The organism is Flavobacterium sp. I-STPP5a (assembly GCF_009764685.1).
GTDB lineage: Bacteria > Bacteroidota > Bacteroidia > Flavobacteriales > Flavobacteriaceae > Flavobacterium.
The window spans coordinates 1-20,309 of the sequence record NZ_VHLM01000073.1 but is presented as its reverse complement, the minus strand read 5'-3'; the positions used below and the strand labels follow the sequence as shown (position 1 = coordinate 20,309).

General features: G+C 33.9%; 16 protein-coding genes and 3 tRNA genes. 12 read left to right on the top strand and 7 right to left on the bottom strand.

The genetic code is table 11. The annotated features are described in order from the left end of the window. Positions 1-49: 49 nt before the first annotated feature. From FJV36_RS13635 to FJV36_RS13620, 4 genes are all read left to right on the top strand, one after another. Positions 50-952: an IS1595 family transposase gene (locus tag FJV36_RS13635; RefSeq protein WP_158728025.1), complete on the top strand. Its 903-nt coding sequence runs from the start codon at positions 50-52 to the stop codon at positions 950-952. A 131-nt stretch (positions 953-1,083) separates the two neighbouring features. Then, entirely contained in the window at positions 1,084-4,824 is a 3,741-nt protein-coding gene (locus FJV36_RS13630) for a T9SS type B sorting domain-containing protein (protein ID WP_158981213.1), read from the top strand. A gap of 102 nt (positions 4,825-4,926) precedes the next feature. Further along, on the top strand, positions 4,927-5,283 hold the full coding sequence (locus tag FJV36_RS13625) for a hypothetical protein (protein WP_158729430.1): 357 nt from the start codon (positions 4,927-4,929) through the stop codon (positions 5,281-5,283). 83 nt (positions 5,284-5,366) lie between these two features. Further along, on the top strand, positions 5,367-5,549 hold the full coding sequence (locus FJV36_RS13620; RefSeq protein ID WP_158981211.1) for a hypothetical protein: 183 nt from the start codon (positions 5,367-5,369) through the stop codon (positions 5,547-5,549). A gap of 199 nt (positions 5,550-5,748) precedes the next feature. Here the strand turns inward: FJV36_RS13620 and typA are convergent, their stop codons facing one another. Next, positions 5,749-7,545 carry a translational GTPase TypA gene (gene typA, locus FJV36_RS13615; protein ID WP_158729428.1) on the bottom strand — a complete coding sequence of 599 codons (1,797 nt, stop codon included), beginning with the start codon at positions 7,543-7,545 and terminating at the stop codon, positions 5,749-5,751. 151 nt (positions 7,546-7,696) lie between these two features. Here typA and FJV36_RS13610 point away from each other — a divergent pair, with 151 nt between their 5' ends. Together FJV36_RS13610 and FJV36_RS13605 are read left to right on the top strand one after the other, a co-directional pair. Continuing rightward, positions 7,697-9,403 carry a PAS domain S-box protein gene (locus FJV36_RS13610; RefSeq protein ID WP_158729427.1) on the top strand — a complete coding sequence of 569 codons (1,707 nt, stop codon included), beginning with the start codon at positions 7,697-7,699 and terminating at the stop codon, positions 9,401-9,403. A gap of 4 nt (positions 9,404-9,407) precedes the next feature. Continuing rightward, complete coding sequence (locus FJV36_RS13605; protein ID WP_158729426.1) at positions 9,408-9,803, top strand: response regulator; 396 nt, start codon at positions 9,408-9,410, stop codon at positions 9,801-9,803. 54 nt (positions 9,804-9,857) lie between these two features. On the opposite strand, the gene rpsT is transcribed toward FJV36_RS13605, so the two are convergent. The 5 genes from rpsT to proS form a co-directional block, all read right to left on the bottom strand. Continuing rightward, a complete protein-coding gene (rpsT, locus tag FJV36_RS13600; protein ID WP_158729425.1) occupies positions 9,858-10,109 on the bottom strand; it encodes a 30S ribosomal protein S20 in 252 nt (83 codons plus the stop codon). Positions 10,110-10,143: 34 nt separating this feature from the next. Next, positions 10,144-10,215 (bottom strand) — tRNA-Glu (locus FJV36_RS13595). Positions 10,216-10,254: 39 nt separating this feature from the next. After that, positions 10,255-10,326 (bottom strand) — tRNA-Glu (locus FJV36_RS13590). A gap of 39 nt (positions 10,327-10,365) precedes the next feature. Next, positions 10,366-10,437: transfer RNA gene (locus FJV36_RS13585), tRNA-Glu, on the bottom strand. A 78-nt stretch (positions 10,438-10,515) separates the two neighbouring features. Next, positions 10,516-11,994, bottom strand: a complete 1,479-nt coding sequence (proS, locus tag FJV36_RS13580) for a proline--tRNA ligase (RefSeq protein WP_158729424.1) — start codon at positions 11,992-11,994, stop codon at positions 10,516-10,518. Positions 11,995-12,094: 100 nt separating this feature from the next. Here proS and FJV36_RS13575 point away from each other — a divergent pair, with 100 nt between their 5' ends. The 5 genes from FJV36_RS13575 to FJV36_RS13555 all read left to right on the top strand — a co-directional run bounded on the left by FJV36_RS13575 (position 12,095) and on the right by FJV36_RS13555 (position 17,777). Then, the gene (locus FJV36_RS13575; protein ID WP_158729423.1) at positions 12,095-13,147 is read left to right on the top strand and encodes a hypothetical protein; all 1,053 of its coding nucleotides are present in this window, start codon (positions 12,095-12,097) and stop codon (positions 13,145-13,147) included. Positions 13,148-13,198: 51 nt separating this feature from the next. Further along, entirely contained in the window at positions 13,199-14,779 is a 1,581-nt protein-coding gene (locus FJV36_RS13570) for an OmpP1/FadL family transporter (RefSeq protein ID WP_158729422.1), read from the top strand. Positions 14,780-15,048: 269 nt separating this feature from the next. Further along, complete coding sequence (gene rimO, locus FJV36_RS13565) at positions 15,049-16,362, top strand: 30S ribosomal protein S12 methylthiotransferase RimO (RefSeq protein ID WP_158729421.1); 1,314 nt, start codon at positions 15,049-15,051, stop codon at positions 16,360-16,362. A gap of 24 nt (positions 16,363-16,386) precedes the next feature. Then, positions 16,387-16,845: a hypothetical protein gene (locus tag FJV36_RS13560; RefSeq protein WP_158729420.1), complete on the top strand. Its 459-nt coding sequence runs from the start codon at positions 16,387-16,389 to the stop codon at positions 16,843-16,845. 29 nt (positions 16,846-16,874) lie between these two features. Beyond that, entirely contained in the window at positions 16,875-17,777 is a 903-nt protein-coding gene (locus tag FJV36_RS13555) for an N-acetylmuramoyl-L-alanine amidase (RefSeq protein WP_158729419.1), read from the top strand. Positions 17,778-17,788: 11 nt separating this feature from the next. Here the strand turns inward: FJV36_RS13555 and FJV36_RS13550 are convergent, their stop codons facing one another. Then, entirely contained in the window at positions 17,789-18,901 is a 1,113-nt protein-coding gene (locus FJV36_RS13550) for an outer membrane beta-barrel protein (RefSeq protein WP_158981209.1), read from the bottom strand. Between the two features lie 693 nt (positions 18,902-19,594). On the opposite strand from FJV36_RS13550, the gene FJV36_RS13545 reads away from it, so the two are divergent. Further along, positions 19,595-20,074 carry a hypothetical protein gene (locus FJV36_RS13545; RefSeq protein ID WP_158729417.1) on the top strand — a complete coding sequence of 160 codons (480 nt, stop codon included), beginning with the start codon at positions 19,595-19,597 and terminating at the stop codon, positions 20,072-20,074. The last annotated feature ends 235 nt before the right edge of the window (positions 20,075-20,309 follow it).

Below are 20,309 nucleotides of genomic sequence, written 5' to 3'. Positions count from 1 at the left end.
TAGAGTTACTTACTTAAAAAACACTTATATTTATAGTAAATACAAGGATATGGAAAGTATATTTCAGGGGGAGAATATTTTAGAGTTCATAAAGACATTCCCAGACGACCAAAGTTGCCGTGAATTTATAGCCAATGAGAAGTGGAAAGACGGCTATAGATGTAAACGTTGCGAGAATACGAAGTATGTTTATTTTGAAAAACACAATAAAAGAGAGTGTACCAAATGTAGATATAAAGAGAGTGCAACGGCAGGAACTCTTTTTCATAGAGTTAAATTTGGAATTCAAAAAGCATTTTGTATTGCCTTTGAAATGACTTGTACAACCAAATCAATATCCTCAACTCAAGCGGCAAAACGCTATGGAATAACTCAAAAGACTTCTTGGTTGTTTATGCAAAAAGTAAGACTTGCGATGAAGTCCTCAAAACAGTATCCAATGACAGGAAATGTACAAGTTGATGAATTTGTAGTTGGCGGAAAAGAAACAGGAAAACAAGGTAGAAGTTACGATAGCAAAAAGGCAAAAGTTGCTTGTGCTGTTGAGCTGACAGATGAAGGAAAGATAAAAAGAGGTTATGCAAATGTTATTGATGATTATTCTGCAAAGTCAATAAAACCATTATTTGACGAGCATATAAGTAAAGATGCGAATATTAAAACAGACCAATGGACAGCTTACAAAATAATAGCAAAGAGCTATAACATCGTCCAAGAAAAAAGCGTTCCTGGGAAAAACTTCAAAGAAATGCACACTATTATTCATCAGGTAAAAACTGCAATAAGAACGATTCAATCACACGTCAAAAAGGAACATCTCCAAAAATATTTAGATGAATATTTTTATCGACTGAACAGGTCAATTTACAAAGATTCTATTTTTGATAATATATTCAAACGATTAGTCTCACATCCGCATCAGGGTTGGAAGCAAATCGTAGTCATTAAGTAAGTAACTCGATAATTAATAATAGTCCCATTGGGAGCAGTCCTCAAACTATCACTGGAAATCCAAAATTTGTACGATACACTGTTTCTGGACAAAATGGAAACATAGCCGTAAAATCGACCAAACAAGTGTACGTGTCCTATTTTGCTACTAACGGAGCAGCAACGTATGGCGGTTACTATTCTGGTTTTGATATAAAACCAGAAATTGTATCGGATAAAATTGCTGTAGGTACCTCCTCTTGTATACCCAATGTCGTACTAAAAATTAGTAGTTTGTCTGCCTATGATACGTTTCAATGGTATAAAGATGATTTAGCTATTCCGTTAGCTACTACCAATACCTACACACCTACTACACCTGGTTATTATCAAGTTAAAGGCAGTATTTCTGGCTGTTTGAGCGATGTCTTTTCGGATAAAATTCCCGTTAGTGATTGTGCCAAAGACGACGATAATGATAATACAAACAACAACATAGATGTTGACTGGGACAATGATGGACTACTCAACACGGTTGAAAGTAGCTTTAATTTTTTCAATCATAGTACTACTCTTTCGGCCAGTAACTTTAACGCAACAGTCACTGGATCTGGAACCATAACAGACTACACGGTTTATGGTTTTGTTTCGGATGTTCCAGCAGGTAAAAACAATCCTACCATTTATAAAATCAACTTTATAAAACCAGAAACTATTGATTTTCGTTATATAACTGATGGCAACGTTCAAACAACTCCCACAAGTGATTTTGCTAATGGTGATAGCGATTTTGTGTTAAGTGCGCCTACGAATCAAACTTTAACTGTTAAAGATCCATTCGGAGATCTTCTAATTGATACTAATTTTGATGGTATCTACGAAAGTGGTGTAAAAGAATTCACCTCTTTTGAAATTCGTTTTCGATTTAAAAGCTCAACAGCGGTTGCACAAGGTACTACACGTTTCACCATTAAAGGCTACAAAGTTGATAGTTTAACCTTTAAGCATTACAACCTTTCAGAAACAGTAGCCAACCGAGCTCCTTTTTATATAGATCAAACTATAGACCAAGATTCGGATTTGGACACCGTTCCAGATGCCATGGATATCGACAGTGACAATGACGGAATACCAGATTTGATTGAAGCACAAGGAAAAGGATTCAAATCATTTTCAGCAGTAGATAGTAATAAAGATGGCTTAGATGATGCATTTGAACCAGGATTAGTTGCTGTCAATTCTGATTCAGATGTAAATGGATCCGCTTATCTAGTAAAAGACGTACTCGATTTAGACACTGATAATGATGGTATTTTTGACCTTGTTGAAGCTGGACACAATGCTACCGATGCCAATAAAGATGGAAAAGCAGAAGGAAATGTAGGTTTAAATGGTTTATTAGACAGTTTAGAAACCGCCCCAGATAGCGGAAAATTGAAATACACTATTGCCGATACGGATGCGGATGGCAACTTCAACTATTTTGAATTAGACAGCGATGATGATGGTTGCAAAGACGTAATCGAGGCTGGCTTCCTAGATGGTGACTCAGATGGATTATTAGGAAACAGCCCTGTGACAGTAAATAATAAGGGAATTGTTACATCAGGCACAGCATACACTACTCCAAATGCTAATTATATCCTTGGAGCACGAATTGTTATAACAACACAACCCATCAACAAATCACAATGCTTATTGCAGAGTGCTACTTTTGAAGTGGTTTCTAATGCAGACAGTTTTCAATGGGAATTGAGTACTAATGGGACAACTTGGACTACACTAACCAATGCCGCAACATACTCTGGAGTCACAACCAAAACTTTGACCATTACCAGTGTAAAAAACACAATGAATGGATACAAATACCGTGTAAAATTAAATAAAACTGGAAATTCCTGTGGTTTGCTTTCTGCAGAAAGTACATTAACCATATTGAGCTTACCAGCTGTAAATAATGTAACCATTATTCAGTGTGATGATGATCTAAATGCTATAACGGCTTTTAATTTAACCGTAAAAAACAACGAAATATCTACTAATGCAGCAAATGAAAATTTCACATATTATACTACTTTCAATGGAGCTGCATCAGCTGATAATACAACCCTTATTGCAAACCCTACGGCATTTACTAATACAACACCGGTGACCATGAATGTTTATACCAGAGTTGTAAACAATAATGGCTGCTACAGTGTAGCAACCATTAGATTAAAAGTTTCTGCGACAAATATTACTGCAGTTAACAAATTTGTAGTGCCAACTGTCTGCGATGATTTTTTAGACAGTAATGGCGCAAATAATGCGAACAATAACAAGCGTGACGGTATCGCTAGTTTTGACTTAACTGCAGCGAAAACACATTTTCAAAACCTCTTACCAATAACGCCCGGATTTACTTATAACATTGCTTTTTATAGAAATCAAGCTGATGCACGATCAGAACTAAATGTAATCACTAATATTGCTGCTTATCGCAATATAGGTTATCCTAATTCACAAGATATTTGGGTTCGAGTGGATAGCGATGTAGATAACTCTTGTTATGGTTTAGGGCCTTATGTATCATTAACTGTTGAAAAACTACCTGTAGCAAATCCAGTAACTATAGCAAGACAATGTGATGATAACCAAGATGGCATATTTAGCTTTAACACTTCCACCCTTGAATCTGATTTATTGCAAGGTCAGGCTAATGTTACAGTTAGTTATTTTGACAAAAACAATAACCCACTACCAAGTCCCTTTCCATCGATATTTACGACTTCATCTCAATCTATAAGAGCTGTAGTTACTAACAATACAACACTGGCTTGTAGTGAAGAAGTTACCATTGCATTCATTGTTGATGACTTACCTGAAACGTTCCCAATACCTACAAATTTGACTACAGTATGTGATGAGGAAACCGATCCTCTTTTACAAGACGGACAATATTCATTTGATACTAGTACCTTTCAAGATACAATATTAGGTGGACAACAAGGAATGAAAGTAAGTTATTTTGATCAAAACGGAAATCAGCTACCAAGCCCTCTTCCTAATCCATTTGTAACGCTTTCTCAAAATATAACAATAGAAGTTGAAAATACAAATAACTCTGCTTGTAAAGCGAGCATGACAGTTCCATTCATTGTTAATGCATTGCCTCCAATTCAATTAAACATTAATGGAGCAGATAACAAACTAGTTTGTTCTAATTTACCAACATTCTTTGTACAACTAAATGCTGGTTTACCCAATGGAAATAACGCAGCTAATTTTACATACACTTGGTACAAAGATTCCAATATCATTACTAATGAAACTGGTCCAACTCTTGATGTAAATACAGAAGGAGAATATAGTGTACAAGTGGCAACATTATTAGGATGTGAAAGAACAAGAACTATAAAAGTAACCGCTTCAGATATTGCTACAATAGCAAAAATAGCTATAGTAGATTTAACTGAAAATAATACGGTAACGGTAGATGCAAATGGAAATGGAGACTACGAATACAGTTTAGACTTACCAATTGGACCTTTCCAAGATTCTAACTTATTTGATAATGTTCCATCAGGAATTCATGACGTATACATTAATGATAAAAATGGGTGCGGCACCGTAAGCAAAACAATTGCAGTAACCGGAGCTCCTAAGTTTTTTACTCCAAATGGGGACAGAATTAACGATTATTGGAATGTAGCAGGCGTTAACAATGCCTTTAACAAGAATGCTATTATTTATATATTCAATCGATTTGGCAAATTAATTAAACAAATAACGGCATCAAGCCAAGGATGGGACGGAACGTTTACAGGTCAACCCATGCCAGCAGATGACTACTGGTATACCATAAGACTCGATGACGGACGAGAAATGAAAGGTCATTTTGCGTTGAAAAGATAATACTTAAAACGCTTTAAACTACAAGTTATTCACTATTTAAAGTAATAGAACTACTTATATAAAGAAGGTCTATTACTTTAAAAGGTGTTATTAAAAATAAATATGAAGAATTATATCAAATATCTCGCAATGCTACTATTGATTTTAGGATCAATGACGAGTGAGTGTTTCCCTAATTCTGAAATCAGCTCTACTTCCTATTATCAAGACTTTAATCTCAAAAAAAGTACTGAAGCAGAAAATCTAAAAGGAACAAAATTTCTTTTTGACACCATTCATGATGTAAAATCAGGCTTTAAAATTAGCCTGGATATTAATCCCAAATATATTAATCCAGCTGATGTTTTATGTTTTACAAAATTTAAAATACAGCGTGCATTGTTTCAAACATTACAACCTGTTCTATATCAAAAACTATATTTAAAAGCATTATTTGATTCCATTAATTACACCCTATAATTCCAAACTTAGTTTAAAATTTATTTTTAAAACTATTTTGTGATTTAAAAAAATAAAAAGGTGTTTAATTAAACGAAATAAAAATGCATAAACTTAAAAATACAAATAGCCTAACTACTTGTAAAAGAATAATTACTGGAATCAAAAAGAAAATAATTGTAATACTTACTGCAATAATGCTAGGATTTGCAATGGGATTCCAAGAAAATGAAAGCATACTCCATAAAAGCTCAAAACAAACCGAGTGGCAAAATAAAAAAGAGTAAAATTTTTAAAGACCATTTAAGTTCCTTATCAGCACTTATCTTCATAAAAGTAGATTTTCTTTTACCCCTGATGGGAACGGCATCCTTTTATAACACCCCTTTTTTGGGGTGGTATAAAAGATATAGTGTACAGCAGGAATTAGGTTCAAAAAAAAAACCATCAACTTACGCTGATGGTTTTAAATAAAATTCAAATAAATTAGATTTTAAATCTTTTTCTATCTGTTTCTGTTAAATATATTTTTCTTAAACGAATAGATTTTGGTGTAACCTCAACATACTCATCTTTTTGAATGTATTCTAAAGCTTCCTCTAATGAGAAAATAATTGGAGGGATGATTCTAGCTTTATCATCATTTCCAGATGAACGTACGTTAGATTGCTTTTTCTCTTTGGTTACGTTTACACACATATCGTCTCCACGAGAATTTTCACCAATTACTTGACCTTCGTAAATTTCAGCATTTGGTTCTACGAAAAACTTACCACGATCCTGTAATTTATCGATAGAGTAAGGAATTGCTTTTCCTTTTTCCATAGAGATTAATGAACCTTTGTTACGTCCAGCAATTTCTCCTTTGTACGGTTCATAACCAATAAAACGGTGTGACATAATAGCCTCACCAGCAGTTGCAGTTAGCAATTGATTACGCAAACCAATGATTCCACGAGATGGAATATTGAATTTTACAATCATACGCTCCCCTTTCGTTTCCATACTTAGCATTTCACCTTTACGCATAGTTACGAACTCAACCGCTCTACCTGAAAGATTTTCTGGTAAATCAATAGTTAATTCCTCAATTGGCTCACATTTTTTACCATCAATTTCTTTGATAATAACTTGTGGTTGACCAATTTGTAATTCGTACCCTTCTCTTCTCATTGTTTCAATAAGAACAGATAAGTGAAGTACTCCACGACCAAAAACCATGAATTTATCAGCAGAATCAGTTTCACCTAACTTCATAGCTAAGTTTTTCTCTAATTCCTTAGTCAAACGATCTCTAATATGACGAGAAGTTACAAATTTACCCTCTTTACCGAAGAAAGGAGAGTCATTAATTGTAAACAACATACTCATTGTAGGCTCATCAATATCGATTGTTTTTAAACCTTCTGGGTTTTCATGATCAGCGATAGTATCACCAATTTCAAAACCTTCAACACCAATAATGGCGCAAATATCTCCAGCGATAACTTCTTCTACTTTTTTACGACCAAGTCCTTCAAAAGTATGCAATTCTTTGATACGAGATTTAGAAATAGTACCATCTCTTTTTACTAATGAGATTGGCATACCTTCTTTTAAAACACCTCTTTCAAGCCGACCAATAGCGATACGACCTGTAAAAGCTGAGAAATCTAACGATGTAATTAACATTTGTGGCGTTCCTTCAGAAACTTTAGGAGCAGGTACATTTGCAACAACCATATCTAATAATGCTTCCACATTATCAGTTACGTTTTCCCAGTGGTCAGACATCCAGTTGTTTTTAGCTGAACCATACACTGTTGGGAAATCCAACTGCCATTCTTGAGCACCTAATTCAAACATTAAGTCAAAAACTTTTTCATGCACTTCCTCAGGAGTACAGTTTTCTTTATCAACTTTATTGATAACTACACAAGGTTTAAGACCTAAGTCAATCGCTTTTTGTAATACAAAACGCGTTTGAGGCATTGGACCTTCAAAAGCATCAACTAGCAAACATACACCATCGGCCATGTTCAATACACGTTCAACTTCACCACCAAAATCGGCGTGACCAGGAGTATCAATAATATTGATTTTAGTTCCTTTATATTGAACTGATACGTTTTTAGAAGTAATAGTAATACCTCTTTCACGCTCTAAGTCGTTATTATCAAGAATTAAATCACCAGTATTTTCGTTGTCACGAAATAATTGACAGTGATACATAATTTTGTCTACCAATGTAGTTTTACCGTGATCGACGTGGGCAATAATTGCAATGTTTCTAATAGATTCCATCTGTGATTTTTAATGGTTGCAAAGGTACACTTTATTTTGATATAAAAAATATTTAAACAATAGTTTACATATCCTTAATGGATTAGCAACTTAAAAAATAAGTTTCAGTACCATTATCTTCTAAAAAGTTTTATTTAATTATATTTGAGTGATGAAAAGCAATACAAATAAAGTAATACTCTTTTACTCACTTGCAACACTAATTATTGTTGTGACCTATCACACAATGGCACAACATTTTGTTAATGAACAAAGTATATCTACATACGGTTATACAAAAGACATTATTTTTGTAATTATAACAAGCTTGTTTCTAAAAATTATTTTATCAAAAAACGATGAAATTAGTACCCGAAATTTCAACACACAAAAAAAAATAAACGAAGCAATTAGAGAATCCAATGATAAATATGATATTGTTGCAAAGGCAACTAGTGATACCATATGGGACTGGAAATTAGAGGAAGATCAGTTTTCCTGGAATAAAGGAATTGAAAGTGTTTTTGGTTATTCACAAGATAATATAATAGTTAACTCAAATTGGTGGTTTGAAAAAATCCATCCCGAAGACAGCATTAAAATGTCAGTACGACTGTACTCCTTTATTGAACAGAAAACAGAAAAATGGCAGGATCAATATCGTTTTAAATGTGCCGACAATACCTATAAATACGTTTTGGACAGGGCTTTTTTACTAAAAGATAAAAATGGTAAAGCAATAAGAATGATTGGCGCCATTCAAGATATTACAAAACAAAAAGAAGAAGAAAACAGATTGAAATTACTTGAAACCGTTATCATTCAATCTAAAGATTCGATAATCATCACCGAACCTAAATCTAAACAATCAAAAATACCAAATATAATTTACGCTAACCCTGCCTTTACAGCAATGTCCGGATATACCCCTGATGAAATAATAGGGAAATCACCCAATTTATTCAAAAGACCAAACTCTGACAACAGCAATTTAAAAAAACTATTAAAAGCCATAAAATTCAAAAAAGAATACCAAATCGAAACCATATTATTATCCAAAGTAAAAAAAGAATACTGCGTACGCTTATCAATGGCTCCTATTTTCAATTCTGAAAAAGAACTATCCCATTGGGTTTCAATTTTAAGAGATATTACAGAAGAAAAAAAACAAGAAAAAGAAAAAGAACAACTCATTAGAGAGTTAACTCAAAACAACAACGATTTAAAACAGTTCTCATATATCACATCTCATAATTTAAGAGCACCATTATCAAACTTAACCGGTCTTTTACAACTTTTAGAAGAAACTACAATTCACGATCCTGAGTTACAAGAAATATTAAACGGATTCAACCAATCTACTCAACTCTTAAACAACACTGTAAACGACTTAGCACGAGTTATAGCAATAAAAGACAAACCTGCTATAACCAAGGAAAATGTAGATCTTGAGGAGCTATTTCTCCATATTTTCCAACAATTAGACACAATGATAACCGATCAAAATCCTTTGATTCAATTACACTTTAATACCAAAACACTTCACACCCACAAACCCTACTTAGAAAGTATTTTTTTAAATTTAGTGTCCAATGCTTTAAAATATAAATCCGAAAAAAGAAAACTACAAATAACAATCACCACTCAAAAAGTAAAAAACACTACAGTAATTCTAATTCATGATAATGGAATTGGAATCGATTTAATCCGCAATAAAGATAAAATTTTCGGCCTTTATCAGCGGTTCCATTTAAAACCCGATAGCAAAGGCCTTGGATTGTATTTAGTAAAATCACAAGTAGAAATCATGGGAGGCACCGTAGAAATTGACAGCGAAATTGACAAAGGAACTACATTAACAATAACATTTAAAAACTAATGTAATGCTGAATCAAGTTTTATGCGTAGACGACGACCCAATAACTCTCTTGCTTTACAAAAAAGTATTAGAGCGATTTTCATTTTGCACTGAAATTATCAAATCTACTAATGGAGAGGAAGCACTGCATTATTTCAACACACTATTAAACAATCCTTCAACAAAACCAGATTTAATATTTTTAGATCTAAATATGCCTGTAATGGGAGGTTGGGAGTTTTTAGAAGCATTTACTACTCCTAAATACACAGATTTTCACACTACAAAAATTGTGGTCTTATCCTCTTCTATTGACCCAACTGATTTAAAAAAAGCTCAAAACTACCCAATGGTAATAGCCTTTTTACCTAAACCAATAAACAAATCAATGCTAGAGCATTTAAAACAAATATTAACATAAAAAAAAGAGTCCTCGAAAAAATCGAGGACTCTTTTTATTGAAATATTTTTTGTACTACAATTTAGAAACAAGTTTAGTCAATTTTGACTTTAAGTTTGAAGCTTTGTTGTTGTGTATGATGTTCTTTTTAGCCAATTTATCAATCATTGAGATAACATTAGATAATTTTGCAGATGCTTCAGATTTATCAGTAGCTAATCTTAACGCTTTGATAGCATTACGAGTAGTTTTGTGTTGGTATCTGTTTAACACTCTTTTCTTTTCGTTACTTCTAATTCTTTTTAGAGCTGATTTATGATTTGCCATTATATTGCTTTTTTATCTTTTACTAATTTGTTTGTAGTCCGTAAGGGAATCGAACCCCTGTTACCAAGACGAAAGCTTGGCGTCCTAACCCCTAGACGAACGGACCATATTCTCCTAAGTTTTTTTCAATATGTAAATTGAATTGTAGCCCGTAGCGGAATCGAACCGCTCTTACATGGATGAAAACCATGCGTCCTAACCGATAGACGAACGGGCCATTTTTCCCTTAATACTTTAGGAAACGCAAAAAAAGTAGTAGCCCGTAGCGGAATCGAACCGCTCTTACATGGATGAAAACCATGCGTCCTAACCGATAGACGAACGGGCCTTGCTTCTCTAATGCGGATGCAAAAATACAACTATTTTCGAAACGAGCAATAGCTTGTACATTTTTTTTTTACTTTTTTTAATAGGCCTTTGCAAACAGTACACGTCCTACCGATGCCGCACCAGTAAATACACAATTTCCAGCCTCTTCTACTCTATTCAAAGGTACACATCTAATAGTAGCTTTTGTCAGGTCTTTAATTTTTTCCTCAGTTACAGCTGTACCATCCCAGTGCGCAGATACAAAACCTCCTTTATTTTCTAGAACTTCTTTAAACTCCTCAAAACTATTCACTTCGGTAACGTGCGTATCTCTATATTCTAGTGCTTTTGCAAACAAATCATTTTGAATTTGTTCTAATAGTGACGTAATGTAGTTTTCAATTCCTTCTTTGGAAACAACTTCTTTTGTCAAGGTATCTCTTCTCGCTACTTCAAAAGTCCCATTTTCTAGATCTTTAGGTCCTACAGCAATTCGAACAGGAACTCCTTTTAATTCCCATTCAGCAAATTTAAATCCTGGTTTTTGAGTTGTTCTATCATCAAATTTTACAGAAACATTCAATTTACGCAATCTTGTAATTAGTACATTCACCTCTGCAGATATTGCTGCTAACTGTTCATCTGATTTATATATAGGTACAATAACTACTTGTATTGGCGCTAAGCTAGGAGGTAAAACCAAACCTTGATCATCAGAATGTGTCATTACAAGCGCACCCATTAATCGTGTTGATACTCCCCAAGAAGTTCCCCAAACGTATTCTTGCTTACCCTCTGCATTTGCAAATTTTACATCAAAAGCTTTTGCAAAGTTTTGACCTAAAAAGTGAGATGTCCCTGCTTGTAAAGCTTTACCATCTTGCATTAGGGCTTCTATACAATATGTCTCTTCGGCACCAGCAAAACGCTCCGTCTCTGTTTTCAAGCCCTTTATAACCGGTATTGCCATGAATCGTTCTGCAAAATCAGCATACACGTTCATCATTTTTTCAGATTCTTCAACCGCCTCAGCTCTTGTAGCATGAGCAGTATGACCTTCCTGCCACAAAAACTCAGCCGTACGCAAAAACAAACGTGTTCTCATTTCCCACCGCACCACATTAGCCCACTGATTAATCAATAATGGCAAGTCTCTATATGATTGCACCCATCCTTTATAGGTAGACCAAATAATAGCTTCACTAGTAGGACGCACAATAAGCTCCTCTTCTAGTTTTGCATTTGGATCTACCATTAATTTTCCAGGCTTATCTGGATCGTTTTTTAATCTATAATGTGTTACAATTGCACACTCTTTTGCAAAACCTTCAGCATTTTTCTCTTCAGCTTCAAACATACTTTTGGGAACAAAAAGCGGGAAGTACGCATTTTGATGCCCCGTTTCTTTAAACATTTTATCCAACTCCGCTTGCATTTTTTCCCAAATTGCATAACCGTATGGCTTGATCACCATACAACCTCTCACTCCTGAATTTTCGGCTAGATCGGCCTTGACAACCAATTCGTTATACCATTTTGAATAATCTTCCGCTCTTGTAGTTATGTTCTTACTCATACTGAATAGTTTGGCACAAATATTGCATTAATAATTTTAAATAAATAGTTCCGCAAAACTAACTATTTTTGTAATGTGCAACAATAAAAACTCCATATATATGAAAACTTATACCTTACCCATCAAGAAACCCATTATGCTTTACTTATTTGGATTTATAAGCATTCTTTTTAGTTCATGTGGCACTTATCAAAACAGCTCTTATTACGATTCTGATGGTATTTATGGCGGAACTGCAAACCGAACACCAAGAAGCACGCAATCCACTGAAACGACCACAAGTCCCTATGCTGGTTATTTCAATTCGTTACAAAGCAGCAATGAACCCGTTGAAATCCTTACAGATATTGACAATTATAACAATGACAATGACTCTATACAAACCTACACCAATTATGCCGGCTGGGGAAGCAATCCACAAAGTGTAAGCATAAATATTTACGATAACAGCTGGGGGCGAAATAATTGGGGCTGGAACACTGGCCTAGGATGGAATAGCTACTCAGGTTGGGGCTGGAATAACTGGGGTTGGAATAATTGGGGATGGAACAGCGGTTTTGGCTGGGGTGGCTATCCTGGTTGGGGATGGAATACTGGCTACGGCTGGGGTGGTAACATTGGTTTTGGTTGGAACAATTGGCATGGAAACAATTGGGGATATACACAAAATTACAGCCCAAGAAACTACAGTTACAATTCAGGCAGAAGAGGATCTAGCTCTACCTATACCTCAAACACAAATAGAGGAGCGTCAAGCTACAATAGAAGCGGAAACAATAATTACAGTAACAGAAGAGGAACCTCCACTACCACCTACGACAATAGTAATGATACGAATTCTGGCAGAGGATCATCTAGCCGTGTAAGCAGAAATGCTCCTGATTTCTCTAGAAATCAAGGACAAACAACAAATTCATATAATAATAATAATAATAATAATAATAATAATAATATCGGCCGCAGAAACAATACAACTAGCACAAGAACAGAAAGCACTCCTAGCAGATCATATACCCCATCAAGAAATGATAACACGTCAAGATCTTACAGCCCAAGTTCATATAGTGGCTCTAGTAGCTCCCGCGGTTCTAGCGGAAGCAGCTCAGGAGTTGGAGGTAGATCTAGTGGCGGTGGTAGAGGCGGCAGAGGCTAATGCATTTTTAGTCTAAAAAATAAAAGCAGTCAATTAAAACTTTCTAATTACATGAAAAAATATATATTCTTATTCGCATTTGTCTTATCCGCAAGCATCATGAGGTCGCAAGAAATCCCTGATGCCTTGCGATATTCTCAAGACAATTTAAACGGAACAGCTCGGTTTAGAGCATTGAGTGGAGCGTTTGGAGCTCTTGGCGGGGATCTATCTTCATTAAACGTCAACCCTGCTGGTTCAGCGGTATTTTCAAATAATCAAATGACGATTACCTTAAGCAATTTTAACACTAAGAACAAATCAAACTACTTTGGCACCAAAAATGACGAAAAAAATAATTCATTTGATTTGAATCAAGCCGGTGCTGTTTTTGTATTTAACGATAATAATAAGACCAGTAATTGGAACAAATTTTCTGTCGCAGTCAATTATGACAATACCAATAATTTTGACAATAATATATTTTCAGCAGGTTCAAACACAAATAACTCAATTGACAGCTACTTTTTGAGCTATGCTAATTTTGGAAATAATGGAGCCCCAGTTCCTCAACAATTTGTGAATAGAGTACAAGGCGAGTCTATCTCTGATTTGTACTCCTTTCTTGGACGCAATTTACCTAACAAGCAGTTTCCAAGATTAAATGGCTTTGATGCACAACAAGCATTTTTAGCTTATCAAGCATTTGTAATCAACCCTGCTGATGCAAATAACAACAATAGCCCATACCTATCAAACATTCCTGAAGGCGGTAATTACTACCAAGAAAATGAAGTAATCAGTGCGGGTTATAATGGGAAATTGTCATTTAACGCCGCTACATCTTATAAAGATAAACTCTACATTGGTATCAATTTAAATTCACATTTTACCGATTACACAAAAACGTCTAATTTTTACGAAGAAAATGACACCCCACTTACTAGCGATGACACGGTTTCAAGGCTAGAATTTAAAAATGATTTATATACCTATGGAACAGGTTTCTCCTTTCAAATAGGTGCCATAGCAAAACTAACAAATGAAGCCCGTTTAGGTTTAGCGTATGAATCTTCTACTTGGTATAAATTGACAGATGAATTGTCCCAAAGTTTAGTAGCAGTACGCGGAAACACTAGCGGTGAACTACCTTCCGAAGTTGTTGATCCACAAACTACTAACTTATACGCCCCATATAAACTACAAACCCCTAGTAAACTGACAGGAAGTTTTGCTTATGTTTTTGGAAAAAAAGGCTTAATCAGCATTGATTATGCCCTTAAAGATTACAGCAACACTAAATTCAAACCAGAGAACGATACCTATTTCAATAATTTAAATAAAGAAATGCGCTCAACCTTAACAAAAACAGGCGAAATTCGTGTGGGTGGTGAATACAAAATCAAAGCTTTAAGTCTAAGAGCCGGTTATAGGCTCGAACAAAGTCCTTACAAAAATACTGCTGTAATGGGGGATTTAACGGGATATTCAGCAGGTTTAGGATATAATTTTGGATCTACAAAACTAGATTTGTCTTACGCCAATGCCACTCGTAATACTCAACAAGGTTTCTTTAACCAAGGGTTTACTGATGGAGCCAGAATAGCCAATACCAATAACAATGTGTCCTTAACATTATTATTTGAACTGTAAATCAAATAATTAAATATATAAATCCGTCTCGTTATACAAACAAGACGGATTTTTTTTGCCCTGATAGTCCCGAAGCGTCGGGAGAAATACTCCCTATTTCAAGGAGATCAATTCATCTAACACTCATTTTCATAGGAGTTCAGTGAACTTTGTTTGCAACGTACAGCAGTAAATAGCTCCTAATAATTTGAAAAGGGGTTGAAAAAAGTTCAGTTTGAATAAAAAATTGTAATTTTGCAAAATTCCCAAATTATCGGGATGCTACTACTATGAGAACGAAGTCTTTAAAAAAGAATAAAATAAATGTCATCACCCTTGGGTGTTCAAAAAATGTATATGATAGTGAAGTCCTTATGGGTCAGCTTCGCGCAAATGGAAAAGAGGTTACTCATGAGGCGCCCGAGGCAGAGGAAGGAAATATTATCGTTATAAATACCTGTGGATTTATTGATAATGCCAAGGCAGAATCTGTAAATATGATCTTGGAATATGCGGATAAAAAAGAAAGAGGACTGGTAGACAAAGTGTTTGTCACCGGATGTTTATCTGAACGTTACAGACCTGATTTAGAAAAGGAAATCCCTAATGTGGATCAGTTTTTTGGAACAACTGAACTACCTCAACTGTTAAAGGCTCTTGGCGCTGATTATAAGCATGAATTATTAGGAGAACGATTGACAACAACTCCAAAAAACTACGCTTATTTAAAAATTTCTGAAGGCTGTGATAGACCTTGTAGTTTTTGCGCCATACCACTTATGCGAGGAAAAAATGTCTCACAAACTATAGAAAAATTAGTAAAAGAAGCGGAAGGTTTAGCCAAAGATGGCGTAAAGGAGCTGATATTAATAGCGCAAGACCTTACCTATTATGGTTTAGACTTATACAAAAAAAGAGCACTAGGAGAATTACTTGAGGCCCTAGTAAAAGTAGAGGGCATAGAATGGATCCGTTTGCATTATGCATTCCCAACGGGTTTCCCAATGGATGTTCTTGAAATTATGAAACGCGAACCAAAAATTTGTAATTACATTGATATTCCGTTGCAACACATTGCAGATTCAGTTTTAAAATCGATGCGTCGTGGAACTACACAACAAAAAACCACAAAATTATTAAAAGATTTTAGAGAAGCCGTTCCAGGAATAGCAATTCGTACTACTTTGATTGTAGGATACCCTGGAGAAACTCAAGAAGATTTTAATATTTTGAAAGAGTTTGTTCAAGAAATGAAGTTTGACAGAATGGGATGCTTTGCCTATTCACATGAGGAAAATACACATGCCTATTTATTGGAAGATGACGTTCCTGATACCGTAAAACAAAATCGTGCCAATGAAATAATGGAATTACAGTCGCAAATTTCTTGGGATTTAAATCAAGAAAAAATTGGACAAACGTACCGATGTATTATTGACAGAAAAGAAGGCGCACACTTTGTAGGACGCACAGAATTTGATAGTCCTGATGTTGATAATGAAGTATTAATAGATGCCTCTAAACATTATGTAAAAACGGGTGAATTTGTCATGATAAAGATTGTTGACGCAACAGAATTTGATTTATACGGAGAACCTGTTTAAAAGATTTTTAATAAATACACTATTATGAAATTTTCAATATTGTTTGTAATGTATCTTATACTCTTGCCTACCTTAACACAGGCTCAATTTAACAACTATGGTTATGGTAACAATGGATATGGCAATAACCGTAGAATGAATACTAGTATGGATCAAGACAGAGGTCAAGAAAAACCTAAAGAAATTCCAGTAGAAGTTACCGTAGCAAAGATCATGGAACGTTTAAAGCCTGAAATGACACTTGACGAGTTACAAGTAATTGCTATATCAAATATCTTAACAAATAGTATTAAATCTCAAGGGATACTTATCAAAGCTGAAGTCAGCAATGAAGACAAAGTAAACAACATTAAAGCTCTCTCTGAAACTACAGATAAAAAAATCATGGAGTTGCTTAATAAAGAGCAGAAAGAAAAATTCATACTCTTGAATGAAGAGGCCAAGAATCCTAAGAAAAAAGACAAAAAAAAGTCTAAAGAATAATTTAAAAATAAAAAAAATTGCGCCAAATTATGAAAAAATTTTTTTACTACTTTTTTACAGCCGTACTAGCCGTTTCATGCGGTCCTAACCCGTATAAAAAAAGTGAAAAAATTTACGATTCTAAGCTAAAAACACTTGAAGGCACGATCGAAAATAAAGATCCGCAAACCCTACCTGCTATTGCTCACGTAACCCTTAATATCGATACGCTTTATAAAAAACAGTTGCACAATTACAAAGATACCCTTTTTAAAATGGGACCTACACCTTTACAAAATGGACTAAGTACAGAATGGATAGGCACTGTGAATTTCAACTTAAGAAAACCTAACTTTATTATTATTCATCATACTGCTCAAGATTCTATTCAACAAACTATTAAAACATTTACAAAAACAGCAACAAAAGTTAGTGCTCATTATGTTGTAGGCGAAGATGGGAAAGTAGTACAAATGCTTAATGATTATTTAAGAGCATGGCATGCTGGTAATGGATTATGGGGTAAAAATACCGACATAAATTCAAGCTCTATAGGTATTGAACTAGACAATAATGGATCTGAAATTTTTACAGAACCGCAAATCAATAGTTTACTAGCTTTATTGACTAAATTAAAAAAAGATCATAATATCCCTGCTCAAAACATCATTGGGCATGCAGATATTGCTCCTACTCGAAAAAAAGACCCAAGCATTTTTTTTCCTTGGAAAATTTTAGCAGAAAACGGCTTTGGAATATGGCCTGATGAATTTTTAGTTACCGCACCAGCTGATTTTAACCCTGAACTAGGATTGCGAATTATAGGATATGATACTAAAAATTTAGCTGCAGCTATTACCGCATTTAAATTGCATTTTATGCAAAATCAAGTAAACAGCATATTAGATGAGGTAACCAGAAATACCATATACTCTATTTACAAAAAGCAATAATTTTCTTTTGATTAGAGTATTCCATAAAAAAACTGCCAATATCGATAAGAAATTGGCAGTTTAAAAAAAAAAAAAAAAAAAGAATATGTTGTTGCTAGTAATGCGTATGCCGTTATTCCTTTTGGCGCAGCACTGCTATTTGTAAAAATATCTTCCGATGCTTTATCTAAACGAAATTCTGGTATCACTGTCAAATTTCCTGATTTAAAATTTAATGATAACGTATTACCCAATACACTAGTTCCAGCAAGAGAACCTAGAGCAGCTGTTGCATCTTTCGCACCAAGATATTCAATTCTATAAGCTAAACTCAAATTATCTTTGAGTGCTACCGTAGCATACCCCAAAAGAGAAAACCATTTTCCATCTAGATTAGAATCAATATCATGATTTGTAAGCGCATAAGTACCATTAAAACCTAAAGAAAAAGTGTCACTTAATTTTTTAGTAGCCACAACATCAAATTGTGTTTTATTTTCAACCGAAGACGGGTTACTGCTTCCCGAAGTAGCATTCACATACAAACTTCCTGTATCTCCTAAATAACCAAACTGTCCAATAAAGGTTTTTTGAGAAGAATCTGCCTCCAAAGCAGTCTTAAAATCAGTTGGATTTGTAACACCCGCCATAAAACTTATTTTCCCCGAGGTGTATTGCGCTTTTATTCCGGTATTGAAAAAAGGACCGTAGGTAAAGGCATACGACATACTATAGTTCTTATTATCAACAGCATCTAACAACTCATATCCAATATGGGTTCCAAAACTACCAATAATTACTTTAAATTTATCTGTGAATTCGTAGCTGAAATTCAACTGTTTGATCATAAATGTAGTTGCCTCATCATTGTATGTAAACTGTGAAGCTCTATTCCCAAAACCTAAATCTACAAAAACAGAAGCTTTTCCCCTTTTATGACTTGCTTCGATAGAGGCCATACCCAGTTCAAAAGAGTTGTGAGAATTTGTAAAACTAGTAAGACTATTATCAATACCCGAAAAGTCATATTTATAATATGCATCTGCAGATCCTGCAAAAGTTGTTGCAGGTACAGCTGTTGATTCTTGAGCAAAGGCATTACTCATGGTAACTAATAAGGCAATTGTAGCAATTTGTTTTTTCATGTTTGGTTGGTTTTAGTTAATATTAGAATGTAACTCATCATTATTAGGCATCATAATCAATTAAAATAATGGCCTTTATGCGAGGATCTTCATCGTTTATTTCACGATAATTATCTCTTTTACATGGACGAATTTATTAACTTTTATCAAACTCAAATCATAATTTTAAATATTTATAGACTGAAAATGAAAGAATTATGAATATCGAAATATCTAACTGTTTAAATAGTTAATTGACATTTTAAATAGAATATTTTATTTTTTAAATAATCTATAAAAACACAAGACCCCCTATTTTTATATAGCACAACAACAAAATATGCAATCAAAATCAGTAATATGTGCAAAAATGACTTTAAAAAGAATACAACCCCATTTCACAGAGGGGTTAATTATTTTTGCAATAAAAAAACAACGAGCTATTTAAACGCCTAATGACTTTAATCTAAAAAAACTATTTTTTTTAAGAAAATTTTAAAATATTTTCATCTTCTTTTTAATATTTTTAACGAACGATAAATAAAAAAACTGAAGTATATGTTTAACTTTTTGTAAACGCTTTCAATTATTGAAAAATCGCATATATAATTACTTAAAGAAATACAGAAAGAAAGAATTAACACGTTGAAAAAATATGACAAGTAAGAACAGCAATTTGATTTTTATAAAATAATTAAATCTACTACTAAATAAATGAAAAACATATTTATCCTAGCAACCCTATTTTTGAGTATGATTATCCAAGCTCAAACTCATGAACTCATAAAACATGACGGTCAAAAAATTGATGTTAATTTTATCAAAGTGGCCAATGATCAAGTTTTTTACAACAGCAAAGAAAATCAGGAAGAAAAAAGCGTAAGTCAATTTGCAGTTGCTCAATTGATAGAAAAATCAAATTCTGACGTGAAAATGATTTCAAATAAAATTACCCTTAGCAGCAAAGAGGATTACAACAAGGTTATATTGTTAGAACCAAACCAAACAGAAGGCCTTAAAGAAATTGGATTTACAAGCAGTTTCTTAGGCAAAACTAAAGGGGAAACAAATCAAGATTTTAAAGATAAAGCTATAAAAAGATTAAAACAGCACGCTGCTGCAAAAGGTTATCCATTTATAGTTATGGTTTCTTATGACTCAAAAAATATAAAAGCAAAAATGTATTCTTATTAGCTTTTAGTCCCATTTAAAACAAAACACAAGCAAGGCTATATTGTCCATTCAATTTAGATTCTTGATTGTGTTTTTTGTTTCACTTAACATGGATTAACCAATAATAATTGTTTTGACCCCTATAAAACAAGAGTATTATTCTAAATTTCGATTATTATTTATGCGGTTAATTTTTTCATTAAAATTAGATGCTTGTCCTGGTTCCATTTCTCTATTGGTGTAATGCGTCCTAAAA